Origin of the sequence: Anaerotignum neopropionicum (assembly GCF_001571775.1) — a bacterium.
Lineage (GTDB): Bacteria > Bacillota > Clostridia > Lachnospirales > Anaerotignaceae > Chakrabartyella > Chakrabartyella neopropionicum.
On the sequence record NZ_LRVM01000001.1, the window covers coordinates 310,877 to 331,882 of the forward strand.

At 42.1% G+C, this 21,006-nt stretch carries 19 protein-coding genes and 1 tRNA gene; 17 read left to right on the forward strand and 3 right to left on the reverse strand.

Features of this window, described 5'->3' with window-relative positions:
* The first annotated feature begins 208 nt into the window (after window positions 1-208).
* Genes CLNEO_RS01535 through CLNEO_RS01545 form a run of 3 tightly spaced genes read left to right on the forward strand, consistent with a single transcriptional unit; the run spans window position 209 to window position 2,052 of the window.
* A complete protein-coding gene (locus tag CLNEO_RS01535; RefSeq protein WP_066083766.1) occupies window positions 209-790 on the forward strand; it encodes a uracil-DNA glycosylase in 582 nt (193 codons plus the stop codon).
* Between the two features lie 16 nt (window positions 791-806).
* Window positions 807-1,337 (forward strand): flavodoxin domain-containing protein, encoded by a 531-nt coding sequence (locus CLNEO_RS01540; RefSeq protein ID WP_066084565.1) that lies wholly within the window; start codon window positions 807-809, stop codon window positions 1,335-1,337.
* A gap of 4 nt (window positions 1,338-1,341) precedes the next feature.
* On the forward strand, window positions 1,342-2,052 hold the full coding sequence (locus tag CLNEO_RS01545; RefSeq protein ID WP_066083769.1) for an SDR family oxidoreductase: 711 nt from the start codon (window positions 1,342-1,344) through the stop codon (window positions 2,050-2,052).
* 95 nt (window positions 2,053-2,147) lie between these two features.
* Here CLNEO_RS01545 and CLNEO_RS01550 read toward each other — a convergent pair whose 3' ends face one another.
* On the reverse strand, window positions 2,148-2,447 hold the full coding sequence (locus CLNEO_RS01550) for an ArsC/Spx/MgsR family protein (RefSeq protein ID WP_066083770.1): 300 nt from the start codon (window positions 2,445-2,447) through the stop codon (window positions 2,148-2,150).
* A 232-nt stretch (window positions 2,448-2,679) separates the two neighbouring features.
* Here CLNEO_RS01550 and proC point away from each other — a divergent pair, with 232 nt between their 5' ends.
* Both proC and CLNEO_RS01560 read left to right on the forward strand, forming a co-directional pair.
* A complete protein-coding gene (proC, locus tag CLNEO_RS01555; RefSeq protein ID WP_066083771.1) occupies window positions 2,680-3,492 on the forward strand; it encodes a pyrroline-5-carboxylate reductase in 813 nt (270 codons plus the stop codon).
* 107 nt (window positions 3,493-3,599) lie between these two features.
* Complete coding sequence (locus tag CLNEO_RS01560) at window positions 3,600-4,145, forward strand: cupin domain-containing protein (RefSeq protein ID WP_083531794.1); 546 nt, start codon at window positions 3,600-3,602, stop codon at window positions 4,143-4,145.
* Between the two features lie 229 nt (window positions 4,146-4,374).
* Here CLNEO_RS01560 and CLNEO_RS01565 read toward each other — a convergent pair whose 3' ends face one another.
* Window positions 4,375-5,025 carry a DL-endopeptidase inhibitor IseA family protein gene (locus CLNEO_RS01565; RefSeq protein ID WP_066083773.1) on the reverse strand — a complete coding sequence of 217 codons (651 nt, stop codon included), beginning with the start codon at window positions 5,023-5,025 and terminating at the stop codon, window positions 4,375-4,377.
* 343 nt (window positions 5,026-5,368) lie between these two features.
* On the opposite strand from CLNEO_RS01565, the gene CLNEO_RS01570 reads away from it, so the two are divergent.
* From CLNEO_RS01570 to CLNEO_RS01580, 3 genes are all read left to right on the forward strand, one after another.
* On the forward strand, window positions 5,369-6,493 hold the full coding sequence (locus CLNEO_RS01570; RefSeq protein ID WP_162266447.1) for a GGDEF domain-containing protein: 1,125 nt from the start codon (window positions 5,369-5,371) through the stop codon (window positions 6,491-6,493).
* A gap of 293 nt (window positions 6,494-6,786) precedes the next feature.
* Window positions 6,787-7,662, forward strand: a complete 876-nt coding sequence (locus tag CLNEO_RS01575; protein WP_066083779.1) for an alpha/beta fold hydrolase — start codon at window positions 6,787-6,789, stop codon at window positions 7,660-7,662.
* Between the two features lie 54 nt (window positions 7,663-7,716).
* Window positions 7,717-8,076, forward strand: coding sequence for a hypothetical protein (locus CLNEO_RS01580; RefSeq protein ID WP_066083780.1), 360 nt, complete (start codon window positions 7,717-7,719; stop codon window positions 8,074-8,076).
* 219 nt (window positions 8,077-8,295) lie between these two features.
* On the opposite strand, the gene nifJ is transcribed toward CLNEO_RS01580, so the two are convergent.
* Window positions 8,296-11,829 (reverse strand): pyruvate:ferredoxin (flavodoxin) oxidoreductase, encoded by a 3,534-nt coding sequence (gene nifJ, locus CLNEO_RS01585; protein WP_066083781.1) that lies wholly within the window; start codon window positions 11,827-11,829, stop codon window positions 8,296-8,298.
* Window positions 11,830-12,265: 436 nt separating this feature from the next.
* Between nifJ and CLNEO_RS01595 the strand changes: the two genes are divergently transcribed.
* The 9 genes from CLNEO_RS01595 to CLNEO_RS01640 all read left to right on the forward strand — a co-directional run bounded on the left by CLNEO_RS01595 (window position 12,266) and on the right by CLNEO_RS01640 (window position 20,867).
* Window positions 12,266-13,198: a hypothetical protein gene (locus CLNEO_RS01595; RefSeq protein ID WP_066083784.1), complete on the forward strand. Its 933-nt coding sequence runs from the start codon at window positions 12,266-12,268 to the stop codon at window positions 13,196-13,198.
* Window positions 13,199-13,563: 365 nt separating this feature from the next.
* Window positions 13,564-14,040, forward strand: a complete 477-nt coding sequence (greA, locus tag CLNEO_RS01605; RefSeq protein ID WP_066083786.1) for a transcription elongation factor GreA — start codon at window positions 13,564-13,566, stop codon at window positions 14,038-14,040.
* 104 nt (window positions 14,041-14,144) lie between these two features.
* Entirely contained in the window at window positions 14,145-15,602 is a 1,458-nt protein-coding gene (gene lysS, locus CLNEO_RS01610) for a lysine--tRNA ligase (protein WP_408605430.1), read from the forward strand.
* A gap of 843 nt (window positions 15,603-16,445) precedes the next feature.
* Complete coding sequence (gene cdaA / locus CLNEO_RS01615) at window positions 16,446-17,300, forward strand: diadenylate cyclase CdaA (RefSeq protein WP_066083790.1); 855 nt, start codon at window positions 16,446-16,448, stop codon at window positions 17,298-17,300.
* A complete protein-coding gene (locus CLNEO_RS01620) occupies window positions 17,297-18,568 on the forward strand; it encodes a CdaR family protein (RefSeq protein WP_066083792.1) in 1,272 nt (423 codons plus the stop codon). The genes cdaA and CLNEO_RS01620 overlap by 4 nt, the downstream gene beginning before the upstream one ends.
* Before the next feature lie 20 nt (window positions 18,569-18,588).
* Window positions 18,589-19,938 (forward strand): phosphoglucosamine mutase, encoded by a 1,350-nt coding sequence (gene glmM / locus CLNEO_RS01625; protein WP_066084571.1) that lies wholly within the window; start codon window positions 18,589-18,591, stop codon window positions 19,936-19,938.
* Between the two features lie 98 nt (window positions 19,939-20,036).
* Window positions 20,037-20,110 (forward strand) — tRNA-Arg (locus tag CLNEO_RS01630).
* Between the two features lie 201 nt (window positions 20,111-20,311).
* Window positions 20,312-20,683 carry a DUF3796 domain-containing protein gene (locus CLNEO_RS01635; RefSeq protein WP_066083797.1) on the forward strand — a complete coding sequence of 124 codons (372 nt, stop codon included), beginning with the start codon at window positions 20,312-20,314 and terminating at the stop codon, window positions 20,681-20,683.
* Window positions 20,670-20,867, forward strand: coding sequence for a helix-turn-helix transcriptional regulator (locus CLNEO_RS01640; protein ID WP_066083800.1), 198 nt, complete (start codon window positions 20,670-20,672; stop codon window positions 20,865-20,867). The genes CLNEO_RS01635 and CLNEO_RS01640 overlap by 14 nt, the downstream gene beginning before the upstream one ends.
* Window positions 20,868-21,006 lie beyond the last annotated feature (139 nt).

A 21,006-nucleotide genomic window follows, 5' to 3' on the forward strand; every position in this document is an offset into this window, starting at 1 on the left:
AATGTGGAAGTTATCCACCTCGAAATTATACAACACAAGGTGCATAATACACGTTCCTTAAATTTCAATGAAATTTTAATGTGAAATTGTCGAAGTGAGAAATTTAACACAAGATATTGGGGTATACATAAAAAGTTATCAACAGAAAACCTGTGGACAAGGTTGTTAAGTTGTGGATAACTTTGTTTATAAAAGGAAGGAACAAAAAATGAATAGGCAAGAGGAATTGCAAAAAAAAATCATTAAAAAATTTGAAAGTGCCGTCCTTGGCCAGAAACGATTGGTTTTTGGGGAAGGGGCGCAGGCACCCCAATTAATGATGATTGGTGAGGCTCCCGGAGGGGAAGAGGAAAAATTAGGCAGGCCCTTTGTTGGAAAGGCGGGCAAAAATCTTTCCTCTTTTTTGGAAGTTATCGGTTTAAGGCGTGAAGAAATTTATATTTCCAATGTTGTAAAATTGCGTCCTACCAAGGAAAGTCCCAAAACGGGGAAAGCGGTAAATCGACCGCCTTCGGGGGAAGAAATCGCTTTTTTTCTTCCTTTTTTAATGGAGGAAATACAGATCATTTCTCCAAAAGTGATTGTTACCCTAGGAAATGTTCCCTTAAAGGCGGTGTGGGGAGAGAAAAGCATAACCATTGGCGATGTTCATGGACGGCCGTATCCCTTGACGGAGGAGCGGTTTCTTTTTCCCTTATATCATCCGGCGGCAGTGATCTATAATCGGGCTTTGGCGGAAACCTATCAGGAGGATTTGCAGAGCTTGAAAAAATTTTTATATGAACAATAAAAAGGAGGAGCTATCTATGGCAAAAACAGCAGTGATCTTTCGTTCCGAATACGGCAGTACAAAAAGGTATGCAACCTATATTGGGGAAAAGTTGCAGGCAGATATTTTTACGACGGAAGAGGCAAAGGATATATCATCCTATGAAACCATTGTTTTTGGCGGAGGAATTTATGCCAGCGGATTGAATGGGAGTGATTGGCTGAAGAAAAACCAAGAGGCGCTGTTGCATAAAAAATTGATTCTTTTTACCTGTGGAATTTCCGATCCTCAGGATGAAAAAAATGTGGAAAACATTCTAAATGGAGTGAAAAAATCCCTTGGGGAGGAATTGATGAGCCACGCAAAGATTTTCTTTTTTCGAGGGGCTATGGATTATAAGCGTCTGAAGCTTACCCATAAGGGCATGATGAAGGTATTATATGAAATGATAAAGCGGAAAAAGGAGCGTACTACAGAAGAAGAAGGCATACTGCAAACACAAAAAACGCCTATGGATTTTGTTGATGTTTCTCAAGGGGAAGCATTGATTTCATATGTAAAGGAATGAGGTTATGGAGTTTGAAGGAAAAGTCGTCGTTATCACAGGCGGCGTTCATGGAATAGGGAAAGCCATTGCAGATGAGTTTTCCAAGGAAGGTGCTGAGGTTTGCATCATTGACCGTGAGGAAAATCCCTATTTTACAGGGGATATTGGGAATAGGGAAACCTTAGAGGCCTTCGCAAAAAAGGTTATCAATGACTACGGCAGGGTGGATTATTTAATCAATAACGCAATGTTTTCCATGGGAGGGCTGAACGCCTGCGGTTATGGTGCCTTTGACTATGCTTTGCGTGTTGGGGTTGTTGCCCCGTATTATTTAACCAAGCTGTTCAATTCTTATTTTGCCACGGAGGGTGGGGCGATTGTGAATATATCCTCCTCCAGAGATCGTATGAGTCAGCCCAACACGGAAAGCTATACGGCGGCAAAGGGGGCAATTTCCTCGTTAACCCATGCCTTGGCCATAACGCTGGCAGGGCGGGTAAGGGTAAATTCCGTTTCTCCCGGGTGGATTGATACGGCATATACCGTTTATGACGGTGCGGATGCAGAGCAACATCCCGTAAAGCGTGTGGGACACCCCATGGACATTGCAAATATGGTGCTGTTTTTATGCAGCCAAAAGGCGGGCTTTATTACGGGAGAAAATATTTGCATTGATGGCGGTATGACACGGCAGATGATTTATCATGATGATAATGGTTGGTTTTTGGACGAATAGGGTGCCAAATAAAGTAGACACCCTTTGAAATAATTTTTTTAACGAAACAGTCTTAATGTCCAAATGGGTAAAAAGGCTGTTTTTTTTACTTTATTTTACCGGAGCAATTTATTTTGCCACTCCTCTTCTCGAAAGCCCACCAAAACAAAATCCTCCCCAACAAGCAAGGGCCGTTTTACCAGTAAGCCGTTCGTACCTAGCAGTTGCAGCTGTTCTTCCGCCGTCATTTGGGGCAGCTTGTCTTTTAAGCCCAGTTGCTTGTATAAAACACCGCTGGTGTTAAAAAAATTTTTTAGGGGCAAGTCACTCATTTCCCACCAAAATTCTAATTCCCATGAGGAAGGGTTTTCCTCCACCATATGACGTTCAAAATATTTTACGTCGGCGGAATTCAGCCATTTTTTTGCCTTTTGGCTAGTGCTGCTTTTGGGTAGTGAAAAAAAATAAGATTCATTCGAAAACCTCCTTTTTTATATTATAATGGCTCCTTTTGGTAGGGGCAAGAATATAGGATTGCTTTTTCAAATAAACGGCTGTAAAATGAGAAAAAGTTTTACATACTTTATTTTTATTAAAACAATTTGTTTCTTTTAAACTTAATGAATAGGCGGATGGGAGGAAGGTAATATGGATTTTGGTTTTATCGGCGCAGGCAACATGGTAAGCGCAATTGTAAAGGGAATGACACTGGGGACAGGAAGCTTTGAAGGAAAAAATATTTTTCTTACAAGTAAAAGTGTAGCCACGGCAAAAAAGTTGGCAGAGGAGTGCGGCGCAACTGCCTGCCAAACCTCTTTGGAGGTAATTGCCCATAGTGATGTGGTGATTCTTGGGGTAAAGCCTAATGTGCTTGCTGTTATTTTGCCGGAGCTGCAGCAGGCATTTGCAAAAAAAAATCCCCTTGTTGTATCTATTGCCGCAGGGAAAACATTAGAATATTTGAGTGAATATTTCCCAGAAAAAACTGCCATTGTAAGGGCGATGCCCAATATTAATGCAAAAATCGGCGCCTCCACAACAGGGCTTTGCTGCAATGAATATGTAAGTGGAGAGCAAAAGCAGTTGGTGAAGGATATTTTTTCTACCATTGGGACCGTTACGGAAATTGATGAGAGTCAGTTTTCTATATTTAGTGTGATTGGCGGTGCATCTGTTGCGTTTGCTTACTTATATATGGATGCTTTGGCCCATGCTGCCCTAAAGGCGGGAATGCCAAAAAAACAGGCCTTGCAAATTACGGCGGAAACCGTTTTGGGCAGTGCAAAAATGGTATTGGAAGGTGGAGAAGCACCTTGGCCTTTGATTGACCAAGTTTGCTCCCCCGGCGGCACTACCATAGAAGGGGTGAGTGCTTTGCAGGCAGGCGGCTTTGAGGCAACGCTGGTGAAGGCTTTTGACGCCGTATTGGCGAAGGATAATGCCTTTGGCCAGAAGAAATAAGCAACAGAATAAAATAAAAAAATTTTAATTTTTTATGCGGACTATTTCTAATTTCTCTTTTTGAAACATAAAAATAAATACCAGAAAACTGAAAAAGGGGAAAAGAAATGTATCCAAACAATATGCGTAATAATAAGCAAAATGCAGCGCAAAATCCGGCACAGAATCCGGCACAGAATCGGGCACAGAATCGGGCACAGAATCAAGTACAAAATTCCGAGCAGAATGTTTATAACACTATTGATTACGGACCTGAGCCTTTTGTTGTAAATATTGATATGGTAACAAAGCATAACCCCAATTACCGTGTTGTATTGTGGACAGGCGAATATTTGCAGTTGACTTTGATGAGCATTCCTCCCGGCGGAGATATCGGCTTGGAAATTCATACGGATGAGGATCAGTTTATCCGTGTTGAAGATGGTATCGGCGTTATCCAAATGGGCAGCAGCAAGGATAAGTTGAACTATCAAAGAAATGTGGATGGACGCTTTGCTATTTTAGTTCCTGCGGGAACTTGGCATAACTTGATTAATATGGGTAATAAGCCACTGAAGGTTTATTCCGTCTATGCCCCGGCCCATCATCCCAAAGGTGCGGTTCATTCTACAAAACAAGAAGCGGAAGAAGCGGAGAAGCATTATTACCAATGAAAATATTTTTTTGATTTAAAATATGGGAGGATAGGAAAAGAAAAACGGATGATGTTTTTGAACGCAACAAAAGGGTGTCAATATATAGTTGACACCCTTTTGTTGTATATAAATGACTTTACTTTTCATTTAACGGATACTGTTTTTCAACGGTATCCGTTTTTTAAAATAAAATTTTGTTCGTAAACAGAAGTTTTTGCTTTTCGTTGAGGCTCATAGCATGGTATCATTAAAAAAAACAGGAAAATAGGTCAAATTTCCATTTATCTCCCTCCATTACCAGAATAAAGGTAAAGTCTTCCGTTGAATAGTCACTCATGTTTTCGGGCTCCGCAAAAAAGAGTTCCCCTTCGTAGCCTTCTTGCGTATTTGCATAATATGCAGTGGCAGTAAATTTGATTTTATCTTCGCTGCGCTCTACAGAATGGAATACACACCCTGCATAAAAAATATTTGAGCCTCGTCCAGCATCCAGCATATATAAAGCGCCATCTTCACCCTCTATAAACTGCGAATCCCCGGGAGCAAGTATTTTTCCGTTAATAAAATCTTGGCTAAAGTAATTTGATAGATAGGTTTTGAAGGAATCGTAAGAATTAAAATGATCCTCGTCTACTTTATAAAAAACATATCCATACTTTTCTATTGGTTGATTAAAGTCAGTGTGAAAATCGAAAAAAACAATTTTCAAATAGATGGCTTCCGCATCTTGATAAAGTTGTTTTAAATCATCTTCCAAAGGGGGCAAGCCATCCTCCGAGGTGTAGATGGTTTCGTCATAAGGAGATGGTGAGTTTGGGGCGGAGTTGCTTGTGCAGGCTGAAAAAACAAGGGCGCAAAGCAACAGGCAAGACAGTATGATAATTACATATTTTCTCATAAAAGGAACTCCTTTCAACATTCTTCATTCAATAATTATTATATCATAACTATTCGCATCTGTAAGTAAATGTAAATAATTGATAAAAACAATTAAGAAATAAAAAATAATCAAAATTATGAGCAAAAAGCATTATAAGAAATGAAAAAAAAATTATGGATCCATGTATTTTATTATTTTACAAAAAAATGGGAGATTATGTAATCATGAAGATTGCTTTTATTCTCGGCTTTTGGTAATGTATAAGATAGGAAAAAAATTAAAACGTCAAAAGTTGTAAGATGTAAAATAAACAGGTTGGTTTCAAATTTAATCCCCCGATATAATGAAAATTGGTGAAAAAATGATCTCGTTTTTATATTTACAAGTAAATATCGTTGGAATGATAATTATATTTATCATTCTTGCAAATCAACAGAATATTGATGACGGTACAGGCAGACAAAAGGCGTTTATATATTTAATTTATTCTGTTTTTACCATTCAGTTTTTTGACTCTGTCATGTGGTTAATTGATGGAAAGCAATTTCTTTATGCCAAAACAATCAATTGGGCAGTATCTGGTTGCTGTTATTTTTTAAACTGTTTTGTTGCCTTTATTTGGTTTATTTATATTTCCTTATTGTTTTATGATAAGAAAATAATAAATAAGAAATTTTGGGCAATCATAGGAATTCCCCTGCTGGTCAATATGGTGTTGGTTATCTTGAATTTTAAATATAAAATTTTCTTTTATATTGATGAAAACAATGTATATGCCAGAGGGCCATTCTTTTTTATTTCGTTTTTGCTGGCGCTACCCTATTTTTTGATCCCATTTTATTATTGTTTTAAGATCTATCGAACTTCAGAGAGTATTCTTGAGAAAAAGGATTGCGCTATAATCATGAGAACCTATTTTTTACCTGTGATTGGTATTGTGTTTCAAATGTTTTTTTATGGACTTTCCTTAATATGGATTTGCGTAGTGCTGTCATTATTAATTATATTTATTAATTTTCAAAACAGAAGAATTTCAACAGATCCGTTGACACAGCTGAACAATCGTTATCAATTTGATATGTATTTGCAAAATATACGCCATGGAATCACCAAGGGTCAGCCTTATTCTATTTTGATTATTGATGTGGATAAATTTAAGGAGGTTAATGATACCTATGGCCATGTTTTTGGGGACAGGGTTTTGATTGAAACAGCTTTAATTTTGCGGCGGGCATGCCAGGGAACGGGCGCAATGATCGGTCGCTATGGTGGTGATGAGTTCTATATCATTTGCAAAGCAGGGGTAAAGAAGGAAATCACCAAAGGAATTCACCAATTTGTGGAGGTGTTTAATGCCGCAGACAGCGTAGGGGTTGGCTTGTCCCTAAGTATTGGTTCGTCGGATTTTCTGGCGGAGGAGTCCTTTTCTAAGGAGTGCATTGTGGAACGGGCCGATAAAGAAATGTATAAAAATAAAATTAAATAGCAGAGGGCGTCGTCGTTTTTTGAAAGATGCCTTCTTTTTTTGAAGCATCTAAAAAACTGTTTTTTTGAAAAAAAGCAATTATAGCAAAAAAAAATGCAAAAGGTTGAGAAGGGGAACTGGAAATGTTAAACTAATCAAATAACAGTGGGGATTCCCCCAAAAGCTGGTGTAAAATAACCTTGAAATGGTTTGATGGGAAACTTTTTGGACGGAATAAAGAGAATACAGCATTATACAGGCAAGTATATATTTTGTTGCTTTTGGTAAAGTGATAACACATTGGAGGGAAAACAATGAGATTGGAAGGTTTTCAAGAAATCCGTATTAATACCGGTGATGTGGAAATTAATGTAAATTATGCAGGCGGAGGAAAACCCATTTTGCTGCTTCATGGCTATCCCCAAACCCATATGATGTGGTACAATCTGGCACCCCGCCTTGTGGAACAAAACTATACCGTTGTGGTGCCGGACCTTCGGGGATATGGGGACAGTGAGAAGCCCGAAGGCTTGGAGGATCATTCCAACTATTCCAAACGTGCCATGGCTAGAGATCAGGTGAAGGTAATGGAGGCTTTGGGTTTTGAGAAATTTGATTTGGTAGGCCATGACCGTGGCGCTCGGGTTGCCCATCGATTGGTTTTGGATTATCCCGAAAGGGTGACTAGCTGCACCATGATGGATATTTTACCTACCTATGATATGTATCATACGACGAATATGGATTTTGCAAAGGGGTATTATCATTGGTTTTTTCTAATTCAGCCCGTGGGAATCCCCGAAAAGCTCATTGGCAGTGATCCAGCTTTTTACCTTCGCAGCCTGTTGGAGGCATGGAGCCGCAACAAAGGGTGCTTTCATGAGCAAATGGTGGAGGAATATGCAAGGGCATTTTGCCTTCCGGGTGCTGTGCATGCCACCTGTGAGGACTACCGCGCTGCCGCAACCATAGATTTAACCCATGATGTAGAGGATCGGAATAAAAAAATTCAGGTACCCCTTCTTGTTTTATGGGGAGAAAAAGGTCTGGTGGGGAAATTATATGATGTGTTGGGGGTATGGCGTGAGCGGGCGAAAAATGTGGTTGGCGGCCCTCTGCCCTGCGGTCATTTTCTGCCCGAGGAAGCACCGGAAGAAACCTATGGGGCGCTGATGGAATTTTTAAAATAAAGGGAATAAGCATTTTTTTGTAACGATTTTTGCAAAGGCACCCAATTTCAAAAAATGAGCGTCAACAAAGATGTTTACTTTGTACAACCCCAAGGGAACAAAAAAATCCTACCTAATTTGACGGGGTCAGCCTGTAGACAAACCTTGGGCGTTTCCCTCTCACTGCCCAAGATAGGGCAGACGGCAAAGCCGGCTTTTGCGAAGAAAAGTGATGACCTCTCACTGCCCAAGATAGGGCAGACGGCAAAGCCGGCTTTTGCGAAGAAAAGTGATGATCTCTCACTGCCCAAGATAGGGCAGACGGCAAAGCCGGCTTTTGCGAAGAAAAGTGATGACCTCTCACTGCCCAAGATAGGGCAGACGGCAAAGCCGGCTTTTAAGAAGAAAAGTGATGACCTCTCACTTACTTTTTGAAAAAAGCAAGACCATAAACTTTATTTAGCTTCGCCTGACGATAAGGAGTTACTGGCAAAAAGAAAGAGGGGCAGACAATCGTCTGCCCCTTAATTAATGGGTCAAGGGTAAAACCCTTGTGGGTGTTTGAGGGCAAAGTCCTCAAGATTTTGACCTTGTCTACACCCCAAAACCCCTTGCCCAATTAGGTAGGGGGTTTTTAGCGGTGATTAATACAAATTAGTATTGCTCTGCCAGCTTTTTATAGGTTTTGTATTTTTCCGCGGCCTGTTCCGCGGCTTCCTTCAATAGAACTTTTGCAGTTTCGGGGAAGGTGCGTACCAAAGAGGAGTAGCGAACCTCGCCCATGATAAAGTCGTTGTAATCCATGGTTGGCTCCTTGGAATCTAAAATAAATGGATTTTTCCCTTGTTTTTTCAATTCTGGGTTGTAGCGATACAAGAACCAATAGCCCGCATCAACGGCTAGTTTGCTTTCTAGCTGGGCATTTGCCATACCCTTCATAATGCCGTGGTTAATGCAAGGGGCATAAGCAATAATCAAGGAAGGGCCTTTGTATGCTTCAGCTTCCTTCATTGCTTTTACCAGCTGTGCAGGGTTTGCGCCCATGGCAACCTGTGCCACATAGATGTAACCATAGCTCATGGCTAGCATCCCCAAATCCTTCTTTACCGTGGGCTTTCCGCCGGCGGCAAACTGTGCCACTGCACCGATTGGGGTTGCCTTGGAGGACTGACCGCCTGTGTTGGAATAGACTTCGGTATCAACAATCAATACGTTTACATCTGTACCCGACGCCAAAACGTGGTCTAAGCCGCCGTAACCGATATCATATGCCCAGCCGTCACCGCCATACATCCACATGGATTTTTTGGTCAGGTGTTCTTTGTTATCCAAAATAAATGCCTTAAATTCTGAACCCTCGGAAGGAACCTTTGCGTTTTCCAAAGCGGTAAGGAGTGCACGGGTATCCTCCTTGCTTCTGTGGCCATCATCGTAATGGTCAAGCCAAGTTTTTGCGGCAGCAAGCAATGCTTCATCATCGCAAAGGGGCAATAAGTCATTTAACTGCATTTTCACCCGTTCTCTTTGCTGTTCTACGGCAAGCACCATGCCCATAGAGAACTCTGCGTTATTTTCGAACAGGGAGTTGCTCCATGCGGGGCCCCAACCGTCCTTATTTGTTGTGTAAGGTACGCAAGGCGCTGCTGCGCCCCAAGCCTGGGTACAGCCTGTTGCGTTGGCAAGATACATTCTGTCACCATAAAGCTGGGTCATGAGCTTTGCATAGGGTGTTTCGCCACAGCCGGCACAAGCACCGGAGAACTCCAGCAAGGGCTGCTCAAACTGACTGCCCTTTACGGTGTATTTATCCAGGGGATTTTCCTTATGGGAGAGGGATAAGGAATACTCCCAGTTTGCCATCTCACCTAATTGGGAATCCAAAGGCTTCATGGTCAATGCCTTTTCCTTGGCTGGACAAACCTCAACACAAGCGCCGCAGCCTTGGCAATCCAGAGGGTCTACTTGAATGCGGTAGCGATAGCTTGCAATTTCGCCGCCGCCGTTTGCCTTCTTTGTTTCGTAGCCAACAGGCGCATTTTTTGCTTCCTCTTCCGACAAGAGGAAGGGGCGGATACAAGCGTGAGGGCAAACGTAAGAACATTGGTTGCACTGGATGCAGTTTTCTATATTCCACTGGGGTACGTCAATGGCAACGCCACGCTTTTCATAGGCAGAGGTACCCAAGGGCACGGTGCCGTCCTCTCTGCCAAGGAATACGGAAACGGGCAGAGTGTCGCCTTTTTGTGCGTTCATGGGAATCAAAAGCTTTTCCACATATTCGGGCAGAATGCGTTTGAAATCCTCTTTGTCCATATCCTTTGCATTTTTCCAGCTTTCGGGCACATCGATTTTCACCAAACCGCTCAAGCCCGCATCTACAGCGGCATAGTTCATATTTACAATCTTTTCACCCTTTTTCCCATAGGATTTTTCGATGGCGGCTTTCATATAGCCAAGGGCATCCTCCGCAGGAATAATGTTCGCCAGCTTAAAGAAGGCTGACTGCAAAACGGTGTTTGTTCTATTCCCTAATCCGATTTCACGGCAGATTTCCACAGCATCAATGGTATAGAAGGAAATATTGTGATTGGCAATGTATCTTTTTACAGCCCCAGGCAAATGGCCATCCAATTCCTCCGCTTTCCATGCGCAGTTTAAAAGGAAGGTGCCGCCGGGCTTTATTTCTGAAACAATGTCGTATTTATTTATGTAGGAGTGCTGATGGCAGGCAACAAAGTCAGCCTTTGAAATCAAATAGCTGGAGCGGATGGGGCGATCGCCAAAGCGCAAATGGCTTTTTGTGATACCGCCGGATTTTTTTGTGTCATATTCGAAGTATGCCTGTGCATATTTATCGGTATGGTCCCCAATGATTTTAATGGAGTTTTTATTTGCGCCAACGGTACCGTCCGAGCCAAGCCCCCAAAATTTACAAGCAATGGTGGATTCATCTGCCACCTCCGGCTCAGCACCCACACGAAGGGAGCTCATACTGACATCATCATTGATGCCTACCGTGAAATGATTTTTCTGTTCTGTCTTCATGTTGTCAAACACTGCAACAATTTGTGCAGGGGTAACATCCTTGGAAGAGAGACCGTATCTCCCCGCAAGCACCCGAAGCACTCTGCCTTCTTCCATCAATGCAGAGCAAACATCTTCATAAAGAGGCTCGCCCAAAGCACCTGGCTCCTTTGTTCTGTCCATCACCGTAATGATTTTTGTGCTTTCTGGCAAAGCCGCCATAAAATGCTCCATGGAGAAGGGACGATATAGGTGAACCTGTAGGAAACCAACCTTTTCACCTTTTTGAGTAAGATGCTCCACAACCTCTTGAATTGCGCCGGAAACAGAGCCCATGGCGATGATAACATGGGTTGCATCGGTAGCACCAAAGTAGTTAAAGAGCTTGTAGCTTCTGCCTGTAAGCTTGTTAATTTCATTCATATATTCTTCCACAATTCCAGGAAGTCTTTTGTAAAAAGGGGAGCAGGCTTCTCTGTTTTGGAAGAAAACATCGGGATTTTGCACCGTGGAACGTTGCACGGGGCGTTCAGGATTTAATGCATTTTTGCGGAACTTGTGGAGTGCATCTTCATCCATAAGACTACCGATGTCTTTGTAATCCATTACTTCGATTTTTTGCAGCTCATGGGAGGTGCGGAAACCGTCAAAAAAATGAATGAAGGGGACACTGCCCTTGATGGCCGCTAGGTGGGCAACACCGCCCAAATCCATAACCTCCTGTACGGAGGCTGCGGAAAGCATGGCACAACCAATTTGGCGGCAGCTCATAACATCGGAATGGTCGCCAAAAATAGAAAAAGCGTGGGTGCCCACTGTTCTGGAGCTAACGTGGAATACACCGGGCTTTAACTGCCCTGCAATGCGGTACATGGGGGGGATCATTAATAAAAGCCCTTGGGAGGCGGTATAGGTGGTGGTTAAAGTGCCTGCCTCCAATGCACCATGCATTGCGCCTGCCGCACCTGCTTCGGATTCCATTTCAACCAAGCGCACGGTTTGGCCAAAAAGATTTTTTTTGCCGTTGGCGGCCCAAGTATCAACATGCTCCGCCATAGGGGAGGAAGGGGTGATTGGATAGATGGTTGCAACTTCAGTAAAAGCGTAAGAAATATACGCAGCAGCTTCGTTACCATCCATTGTTTTCATGATTTTTGGATTCATGGCTAAGCTCCTTTCATATACAGTATACAAAATACGAGAAAAATACATCCTGCATCCCAAACGATGGACACAGGGCAAATCTTCTTTGATAATTTGATGATAGTTTGCCGCAATGTAGTTGTCAATATTTCACGAAAAAATTTTTTTGAAAAACGGTAAAAATCGTGATAAAAAATAATATTTGTGCATTTTTGCTATACATTGATTGTATAAAATTTAAAACATATATAATTATATTAAAAACAAAGAAAGGATATGATTTTAAAACCAAAATATAGGGAGGAAAAGAATGGAAAATTGTACAAAAATACATACAATTCGTTCTTTTGAAGGCTGTCTTAGGTTATTATCAAAGGTTTTGTGGAGATAAAAAGCAAATAAGTTCTCCATTGTATGACAATAAGTACATCGTTTTATACAAAAAGGGGGAGATTATATGAAAATTGCAGAGGTTCGATTTCTGGAAAAAAAGGAGGAAGTGGTATTACCTCGCTGGAGTAAATTTTTGACGCAAAAGTGGCGGGAAAGATATATTCTTTCCAAAAAACCGTTCACCATTGAGGAAAAGGACAACACGCTCTTTGGCGTCCTTTCCCTTACCAAAGGGCAGGGTTTGCCGTCGCCGTGGCGGGATAAGGCCGAAGCCTTGGCAAAAACGCTGGCGGCGGAGGGGGCGGGAATTATTATTCCACCATATGAGGGGGAATTTTCGCAACAAATTTTGCCTGTTGCCAATGGCAGAATTTTGGCGGCTTTATTTGCCTTTGATGGTGCTGCAGAGGCACTGCGCAGACAGGGGAAAAATCCCGAGGAGGCACATTTTTTGATTTGCGGAACAGAAAAAACCGTGTTACCCTTGGTTTTGGCAGGCATGGGAGCGTATGTGAATCATCTTTCGTTTTTTGCGGATAATATTGGGGAGCTGGAGGAAATACAAGACACACTTTTTGCGGAGAAAGGCTTGATGACAGAAGCATTTTCTTCTCCCAAAAACCTCCTGTTTCAGGAAGCAGATGTGATCATTGTTTGCGGTATGGAGCAAACGGGTTATGAACACATTTTAAAACGCTATGCCGTGTTTATTGATGCGGCGGGGAATCGGCCTGCTTTGCGGCGCTTGTCCCAAAGAAGGTGGGATGTTGTGACGGCCGATGGATTTTATTTTAACTATGAAGAAAAGCAGCTGGAGGGCAGAAGGGCTGAGGCTGTGGCGTTCATAAAGCTCATGGAATTTCAAAATTTTTGGCTGAATCATTTCCCGGAACAGGCGGCTGAGGGTATTTATTTAGCCTTAAAGGCAAAGGGTTTTTCCGTCAGCGGCTTTTCCGCCTTGGGCAAACGGGTAAAAATCCAGAAAAATCAAGGATAGTTTGTAACAGTCAGAGTGTCATTAAAGTCAAACCCTTGAGGGCTTTGCCCTCAAACACCCACAAGGGTTTCACCCTTGACCCATTACAAATTGCATGAACATGGAATTTGTACATAAGTTTTTGGTCTTGCTTTTTACAAAAAGCAAGGAGGTTTGGGCAGCGCCCAAGGTTTTTCCACAGTTTGAGTGATAGGATTATTTCTATTTTCGGGGGATTATACATTGACAACTCTTCTTTAAGTATTATATAATTTATCAATGAATTTTGAGGGTCGCGACCCTCTTTTTTCCTTGTAAATGTGATTTTGGCAAGGGCAGGATGAAAAAGCGGAGAAAATCCGAAAAAAAGGGAGATGACGACGGCCATGGCTGATAAAAAGGTTGTTTTAACTTATGATGGTTTGAAAAAGATGGAAGAAGAATTGGAAAATTTGAAAATCGTCAAAAGAAAAGAAATTGCAGAAAAAATCAAAGAAGCCAGAGGGCAGGGGGACTTGTCCGAAAATGCGGAGTATGATTCTGCGAAGGAAGAACAGGCTGAAATTGAAGCAAGAATTGTTGTTCTTGAAAAAATGCTGCGCAACGCAGAGGTAATTGATGACGAAGAGTTATCCCATGATAAGGTTGGTTTGGGCTCTACGGTAGAGCTGTATGATGTGGAATTTGACGAAACTATGATCTATACCATTGTTGGCTCTGCAGAGGCTGATCCTATGAATGGGCGTATTTCCAATGAGTCCCCTGTGGGAATGGCACTTTTGGGACATACAAATGGCGAAAAAATTAAAATCGACACACCGGATGGCGAAGCGGTTTTTGAAGTGAAATCCATTAGAAAATAACAAACTATGAAGTTGGCGAGATACCAAAGCCAAAAGGGAATGGAGGAAGAAACGTGGCAGAGCAAAATGAAAACGTACAGGAGAAGGAATTAACCCAGCAGGAGTTGAGCGAGCAGATTCTCATCCGTCGTGATAAACTGGCACAATTGCAGGCAGAGGGGAAGAATCCCTTTGAAATTGTAAAATTTGATATGACCCATCACAGCGATGAAATTAAGGATGGGTTTGATGCATTGGAAGGCAAGGATGTGGCAATCGCAGGCCGTTTGATGAGTAAACGCATCATGGGGAAGGCATCCTTTTGCAATCTTCAGGATCGAAACGGCACCATTCAGTCTTATGTTAGCCGTAACGATATTGGAGATGAGGATTACGCCGCTTTCAAAAAATTTGACATTGGTGATATCATCGGTATCAAAGGTTTTGTTTTCCGTACAAAGACAGGTGAAACCTCTGTTCATGCAAAAGAGGTTACACTGCTTTCCAAAAGCTTGCAGGTTTTACCCGAAAAATTCCATGGCTTGAAAGATCAGGAATTGCGTTATCGCCAAAGATACATGGACTTAATTGTAAATCCTGAGGTAAGAGATACCTTTATTAAGCGTTCCAAAATCATCAGCGAAATCAGAAGATTTTTGGACGGAAAAGGATTTTTGGAGGTAGAAACCCCTGTTTTGCAGACTATTCCCGGTGGTGCATCCGCAAGACCTTTCATCACCCACCACAATACGCTGGATATTGATATGTACTGCCGTATTGCTCTGGAATTGCCTTTGAAGCGTCTTATTGTGGGCGGCTTCGAGCGGGTGTATGAAATTGGTCGTGTGTTCCGTAACGAGGGGATTTCCGTAAGACATAACCCCGAGTTTACCTTGATGGAGCTGTATCAAGCCTACACAGACTATAATGGCATGATGGACATTACGGAAGAAATGTTCCGTACTGTTGCCCAAAATGTATTGGGTGGAACAAAGGTACAGTATGGCGGACATGATTTAGATTTAGGTCAGCCCTTTGCAAGAAAAACCATGGTTTCCTTGGTGAAGGAATACACAGGCATTGATTTTGATGCAGTGGAGAATACCGAGGAAGCGAAGGCTTTGGCAAAGGAACGCCATGTGGAATTTGAGGAGCGTCATGTAAAAGGGGATATTTTACTGCTGTTCTTCGAGGAATTTGTGGAGAAGAATTTGGTTCAGCCTACTTTTGTCATTGATTACCCTGTAGAGGTTTCTCCTTTGACCAAGAGAAAGCCTGAAAACCCAGATTATACCGAACGTTTTGAGCTGTTTATCATCGGTCGTGAATATGCAAATGCATACTCCGAGCTGAATGACCCCATTGACCAGCGTGGGCGTTTTGAATATCAGGAAATGCTGCGTGAAGCAGGGGATGATGAAGCCAATATGATTGACGAGGACTTCTTAACCGCATTGGAATATGGCATGCCTCCTACCGGCGGTTTGGGTGTGGGCATTGACCGTTTTGTTATGCTGCTGACAGAAGCCGTTTCCATTCGCGATGTCATTTTGTTCCCTACAATGAAGCCTTTGGATAAATAATGTGCCTTGAAAGGCGCAAAACATTTAATTTTTAGTGGATTAGAAGCATTACAGTGTGCATGGATACCGCAACCACTGAAAAAAAATGTTGCAGAGAAAGATGATATAGAACATCCTATGGATGAAATAAAGACCTCGTTGGATAGAGAAATCTACCCGGTGGGGTCTTTTTAAAAGGCAAGGCGGGGGAGCTGCATATGTGAAGCATTATAGGTGATTGGGCGTACCAAAATGCAATGGTTATTTTTGTTTCTTCTTTTATTTCGTTGCTGGTTTCAAGAAAATACTATAAAAAAGGAAATTTCGATGCGTTGCTGATGACAATACGTTACCCCATTCGATAGCTCCATTTCAGAGAGAAAAAAGCTGGTGTTGCTGGTCCAACAGTATGAGAAGGTCTGCAGTTACGGGCAGTCCTCTGGGGGTGCAGCGTGATGATGCCTTATTTTTTGAACAAGCGAGTGCGTGAAGGGGTTAACCCAAAGCTAAGTCATATTTTGTATGAAAAAGATCGGTCTTTTCTCCAAGAGAAATGAAATAACCCCTGTTTCCCAACCCTTTCCCTTGTATAAAAATAACGTTATCTTCAGTCTGAACCTTCTTTATTTATTACAGAAAGCTTAATTTTACAAGGAAAAGATTTTTTTTGACAAATCGTGAAAAGAAAGGTTTTTCAAAGACTTTTTATAACAATTCACTTGTGTTTATGCTATAATAAAATAAAACAATGGAAGTTGGAAATAAAACAGGCAGAGAGATATTTTTCTTTTTTTAAGAATCTATGGGCGAATGTTATGATATAATGGAAAAGATGTCATATTTTCAAGAGGTAGGGTGTGTTGTATGGAGTCAATTAAGGGGTTTTTTGACAATTTAGGGGTAACAGGCTTTGTGCGTCCATCCATCGGGTTTTCTGATTTTTTGGATATTCTGATTGTTGCCTATATTATTTATAAAATTATTTTTTGGATTAAAGAAACAAGAGCGTGGGTTTTGTTTAAAGGAATATTGGTCATTCTTGGCTTAGCGGCAATTGCAACCATATTACAGCTAAATACCATTCTTTGGATTTTGTCGAATACTATTTCCGTGGGCATTATTGCAGTGATTGTTGTTTTTCAGCCGGAGCTTAGAAAAGCGTTGGAGCAGCTGGGAAAAGGACAGTTTTTTTCCTATTTTATACGCAATGAGGAGGAGGACAACCAGAAAGCCTCAGCGCGTACCGTAGATGAAATTATTAAAGCGGTGGATAAAATGGGGGCAGTGCGCACAGGGGCTTTGATTTTGATTGAGCAAGAGGTGCCTTTGGGGGATTTGGAAAGAACGGGCATCCCCATTGATGCGGTAATCTCCAGTCAGCTTTTAATTAATATTTTTGAGCATAATACACCGTTACATGACGGCGCGGTAATTGTTCGTAGAAACCGTGTGGCGGCAGCAACGTGCTTTTTGCCGCTGACAGATAGCAACGAGGTTAGTATGGAATTGGGAACCAGACACCGTGCCGCCATTGGCGCAAGCGAAGTGTCTGATGCCTATGTTATTGTGGTATCGGAGGAAACAGGCTCTATTTCTGTGGCAAGAGGCGGCGTTCTCTACCGTGATTTAACCATGGAGCAATTAAGAACAATGCTTTCGCAAACCAAGAAGGTTGGGAAAAAGAAACTTTCTTTTTGGAAAGGGAGGCAGGATAAATGAAAAAATTTCAAGAATTGCTAATGAAGGATTTGGGGTGGAAGCTACTGTCTATAGGCATTGCTACGATTATGTGGTTTATGGTAATCAATATCAATCAGCCTGTGGATACGAGAACCTATACCAAATTTATTACCTTGAAAAATATGGATGTTTTAACGAATAGAGGTCTTACTGTTGAGAATGCCACGGATTTGACTGCAACAAAAATAAGTATTAGAATTAAAGCCCAAAGAACGGCACTTGACCGTTTAAACCAGACGAACGATTGGCTTCAGGCTACCGTGGATTTGTCGGGGCTGGCTTCTGTCATGGAGGGAGATACGGTTTCATTGCCTGTAAATGTGGAAATGACAGGGGTTTATACGGGGTATACCATTGTAGGGAAGGCGCCAACAACGGTTACTGTGCATATTGAAAGAATGACAAGCAAGGAGATGCCTATTTATGTAGCTGTAAATGGTGAGCTTCCAGCGGATGTATTATATTCCACGCCTGTTTTAAGCGCGGAAAGTGTTTTGGTGAGGGGGCCGGCATCCCAAGTGGATCAGGTTTCCGCGGTAAAAGCTGAGATTAATGCCCAAGATGTTGGGGACAATGTTCAGCTTGGTGCAAAGCTGATTGCCTGTGACGCACAAGGAGCATCGGTAAAGGGAGTTAGCCTTGGGATAGAGGAAATTACTGTAACTTATCATTCAATGAATATAAAAGCAATCCCCATTAAAGTAAATATTTCCGGTGTGCCCGGGGATGGCTTTGTGGTGGGAGAAACCAGCTGTACGCCTCAAACTATAGAGGTGATGGGTGCAACCGAGGCATTGACTGATTTTATGTATCTTCAGCTGCCGGACATCGATATTTCGGGACGCAATGCTGATGTTACCAGAAGCTTTGCAGTGGCTGATTATCTGCCCCAGGGCGTTGAAGTAAAGAATGGAAATAGTCTTACAATATTGGTAAATGTACAAATTATAAGTGCCAATGGCCATGAGGTAACAGTGAATGCGCAACAATTGACGTTGGCTAAGGCGGAAAGTACAAAGAGCTATGAAATCAGCGGAAGTACCACTGTAATGATTACCGGCGATGAGGCGGTGGTAAATCGTATTATTGAGAGTGATCTCACAGGTACTGTTGATGTAAGCGGTCTTTCTGTGGGACAGCATAAGGCGCTCATTGCGCTGGACTTACCGGAAGGCGTAACGGCGGGATATGCTTATATTGATGTTCTTGTTACGGAGGCGATAGCCGCAGCGGAGAATGAATCGTGATTTTTGGAGGAAAAAGGAATATGGGAAGATTATTTGGAACTGATGGTGTCAGGGGCGTTGCCAATACGGAATTAACAGGTGAACTGGCATATCAATTGGGCCGTGCAGGGGCATATGTTTTGACAAAAGAGAAAAGATATGCACCTCGCATTTTGGTGGCAATGGATACAAGAATCAGCGGGGATATGCTGGAATCAGCTTTGGTAGCGGGGATATGCTCTGTTGGTGCCCATGCGGTGATTGCGGGAGTAATTCCTACGCCTGCGGTGGCATATTTGGTGCGCCACTATCGGTTGGATGCAGGGGTTATGATTTCCGCATCCCACAATCCTGTTGAATATAACGGAATTAAATTTTTCAACGATGAGGGCTATAAATTAAGTGACGAATTGGAACAGGAAATTGAGGATATTCTCTTGAGCCGCATGGAGGTTTTGCCTTGCCCTACGGGGAGCGGCATTGGAACAAAGGGCTACGCGGAGGATGCATTGGATGATTATATTGCCTTCCTTAGAAATAGCACAGGGGAGCGTTTTCAGGGGATAAAGGTGGCGTTGGACTGTGCCAATGGGGCGGCCTATAAGGCGGCCCCCATAACCATGCTGGATTTGGGGGCGCAGTTATGCATTATCCATAACGAACCTGACGGAACAAATATCAACGAAAAATGCGGCTCCACCCATATGGAGGACTTGGCGGCATTTGTGAAGGAAAACGGTGCGGATATCGGCTTTGCCTTTGACGGAGATGCAGACCGATGCTTGGCTGTGGATGAAAACGGTACGTTGATTGACGGGGATAAAATTCTTGCAATTTGCGGCTGTGCCATGAAGGCAAAGGGAGAGCTGAAAAAAAATACCGTTGTTGGAACGGTAATGTCTAACCTTGGGCTGACGGTTATGGGGCGGGAAAATGATATTTCCGTTTTACAGGCAAATGTTGGCGATAGATATGTTTTGGAATGTATGCTGGCGGAGGATTATAACTTGGGCGGTGAGCAGTCGGGGCATATTATTTTCCTGGATTATAACACAACAGGAGATGGCATTTTAACGGCAATTCAGCTGTTATCCGTTATGAAGTGCAGCGGAAAAAAAGCGTCAGAATTGGCAAAAATTATGGAGGTTATGCCTCAGGTGTTGGTGAATGCCCGGGTGAACAATGACAGAAAAAATGACTACATGGAGGTGCCGGAAATTAAAGCCGCCATTGAAGAAATGCAGGAGAAATATTCCTCTGATGGGAGGGTGCTGATTCGCACCTCGGGTACAGAACCACTGGTTCGTGTCATGATTGAAGGAAAGGATAAGCTGGCCATGGAAAAAGAAGCAAAAAAACTGGCTTGTTTTATAGAGGATAAGCTCCAATAATATATTTTTCCCCTGTTGCAGAAGAAAATCCTTGACTGCAACGGGGGTTATGCATAAAATAGAGAAGGACTGCTTTGGTCATAATATTTTTTATAAGTGTCTCCGTAGCTCAGCAGGATAGAGCGTTCGCCTCCTAAGCGAAAGGCCGTGGGTTCGAATCCCGCCGGGGACGGTAATAAAAAGTCATGTTTGAGGATTTGAACTCATACATGACTTTTTTATATTTTTGGGATATTGTATTGTAAAGGTAATTATATATTCTTTAGTAGGCTTGGAAATATAGTCTGCTGTTTTTAAGATTGAAAGCTTCATAATAATGTGGTATATTTATAACGTAAAGATATAAATACACCACATTATAGGAGGGGAAATTATGAAATTAAGGTGCATTATGCGTGGGCTTATGGGTTTGCTATCGCTACTGGGTTTCATTGGAATTTATACAGGAAACAAAGGATTCTTGGCTTTTTTTGCTTTTGCTGTTAACTTTGTATACTTTTTCATTAAGTCTGATGAAATGGTGGAGGAATACATGAATAAGGCTGCTTCATTAGGATTTTACTGTGGCATGATTACCACTGCTATTGTTACGCTAATTTGTCTCTTTGCAGGCAGTCAACAAGGAAACGCAGCCCTTTTAGCTGGATTTGCGTCAGGGTGGGGTGTTTCTGTAGCCGTGCATGGTTTTTCCGTTGGGTATTATAGCTTCAGGGAAAGCTGGGTGGCTGGAAATGATAAAGAATAAGATTAAAGAGTATCGGGCAAAACACGACATGAAACAGGATGATTTAGCAAAATTGGTAGGCGTCCGCAGAGAAACCATTGGAAATCTTGAAAAAGGAAAATATAATCCTTCTTTGATCTTATCTTGGAATATTGCAAAAGTATTTAATTGTACAATAGAAGATATATTTGAAGTGACAGATTAGTTCTTGCAATGAGCACAATCTATAGTGATGATAATTCAAATGATATCATAATACGCTGGGGATGGTAATAAAAAACATACCTTCTAGAAAAGGGAAGGTGTGTCTTTCTTTTTGCATAAAAATTTGTTATGATAATTAG

Coding starts and splice junctions, on each gene's coding strand:
- CLNEO_RS01535 (WP_066083766.1), top strand. CDS start 209: ATGAATAGGCAAGAGGAATTGCAAAAAAAAATCATTAAAAAATTTGAA.
- CLNEO_RS01540 (WP_066084565.1), top strand. CDS start 807: ATGGCAAAAACAGCAGTGATCTTTCGTTCCGAATACGGCAGTACAAAA.
- CLNEO_RS01545 (WP_066083769.1), top strand. CDS start 1,342: ATGGAGTTTGAAGGAAAAGTCGTCGTTATCACAGGCGGCGTTCATGGA.
- proC (WP_066083771.1), top strand. CDS start 2,680: ATGGATTTTGGTTTTATCGGCGCAGGCAACATGGTAAGCGCAATTGTA.
- CLNEO_RS01560 (WP_083531794.1), top strand. CDS start 3,600: ATGTATCCAAACAATATGCGTAATAATAAGCAAAATGCAGCGCAAAAT.
- CLNEO_RS01565 (WP_066083773.1), bottom strand. CDS start 5,025: ATGAGAAAATATGTAATTATCATACTGTCTTGCCTGTTGCTTTGCGCC.
- CLNEO_RS01570 (WP_162266447.1), top strand. CDS start 5,369: ATGATCTCGTTTTTATATTTACAAGTAAATATCGTTGGAATGATAATT.
- CLNEO_RS01575 (WP_066083779.1), top strand. CDS start 6,787: ATGAGATTGGAAGGTTTTCAAGAAATCCGTATTAATACCGGTGATGTG.
- CLNEO_RS01580 (WP_066083780.1), top strand. CDS start 7,717: ATGAGCGTCAACAAAGATGTTTACTTTGTACAACCCCAAGGGAACAAA.
- nifJ (WP_066083781.1), bottom strand. CDS start 11,829: ATGAATCCAAAAATCATGAAAACAATGGATGGTAACGAAGCTGCTGCG.
- CLNEO_RS01595 (WP_066083784.1), top strand. CDS start 12,266: ATGAAAATTGCAGAGGTTCGATTTCTGGAAAAAAAGGAGGAAGTGGTA.
- greA (WP_066083786.1), top strand. CDS start 13,564: ATGGCTGATAAAAAGGTTGTTTTAACTTATGATGGTTTGAAAAAGATG.
- cdaA (WP_066083790.1), top strand. CDS start 16,446: ATGGAGTCAATTAAGGGGTTTTTTGACAATTTAGGGGTAACAGGCTTT.
- CLNEO_RS01620 (WP_066083792.1), top strand. CDS start 17,297: ATGAAAAAATTTCAAGAATTGCTAATGAAGGATTTGGGGTGGAAGCTA.
- glmM (WP_066084571.1), top strand. CDS start 18,589: ATGGGAAGATTATTTGGAACTGATGGTGTCAGGGGCGTTGCCAATACG.
- CLNEO_RS01635 (WP_066083797.1), top strand. CDS start 20,312: ATGAAATTAAGGTGCATTATGCGTGGGCTTATGGGTTTGCTATCGCTA.
- CLNEO_RS01640 (WP_066083800.1), top strand. CDS start 20,670: ATGATAAAGAATAAGATTAAAGAGTATCGGGCAAAACACGACATGAAA.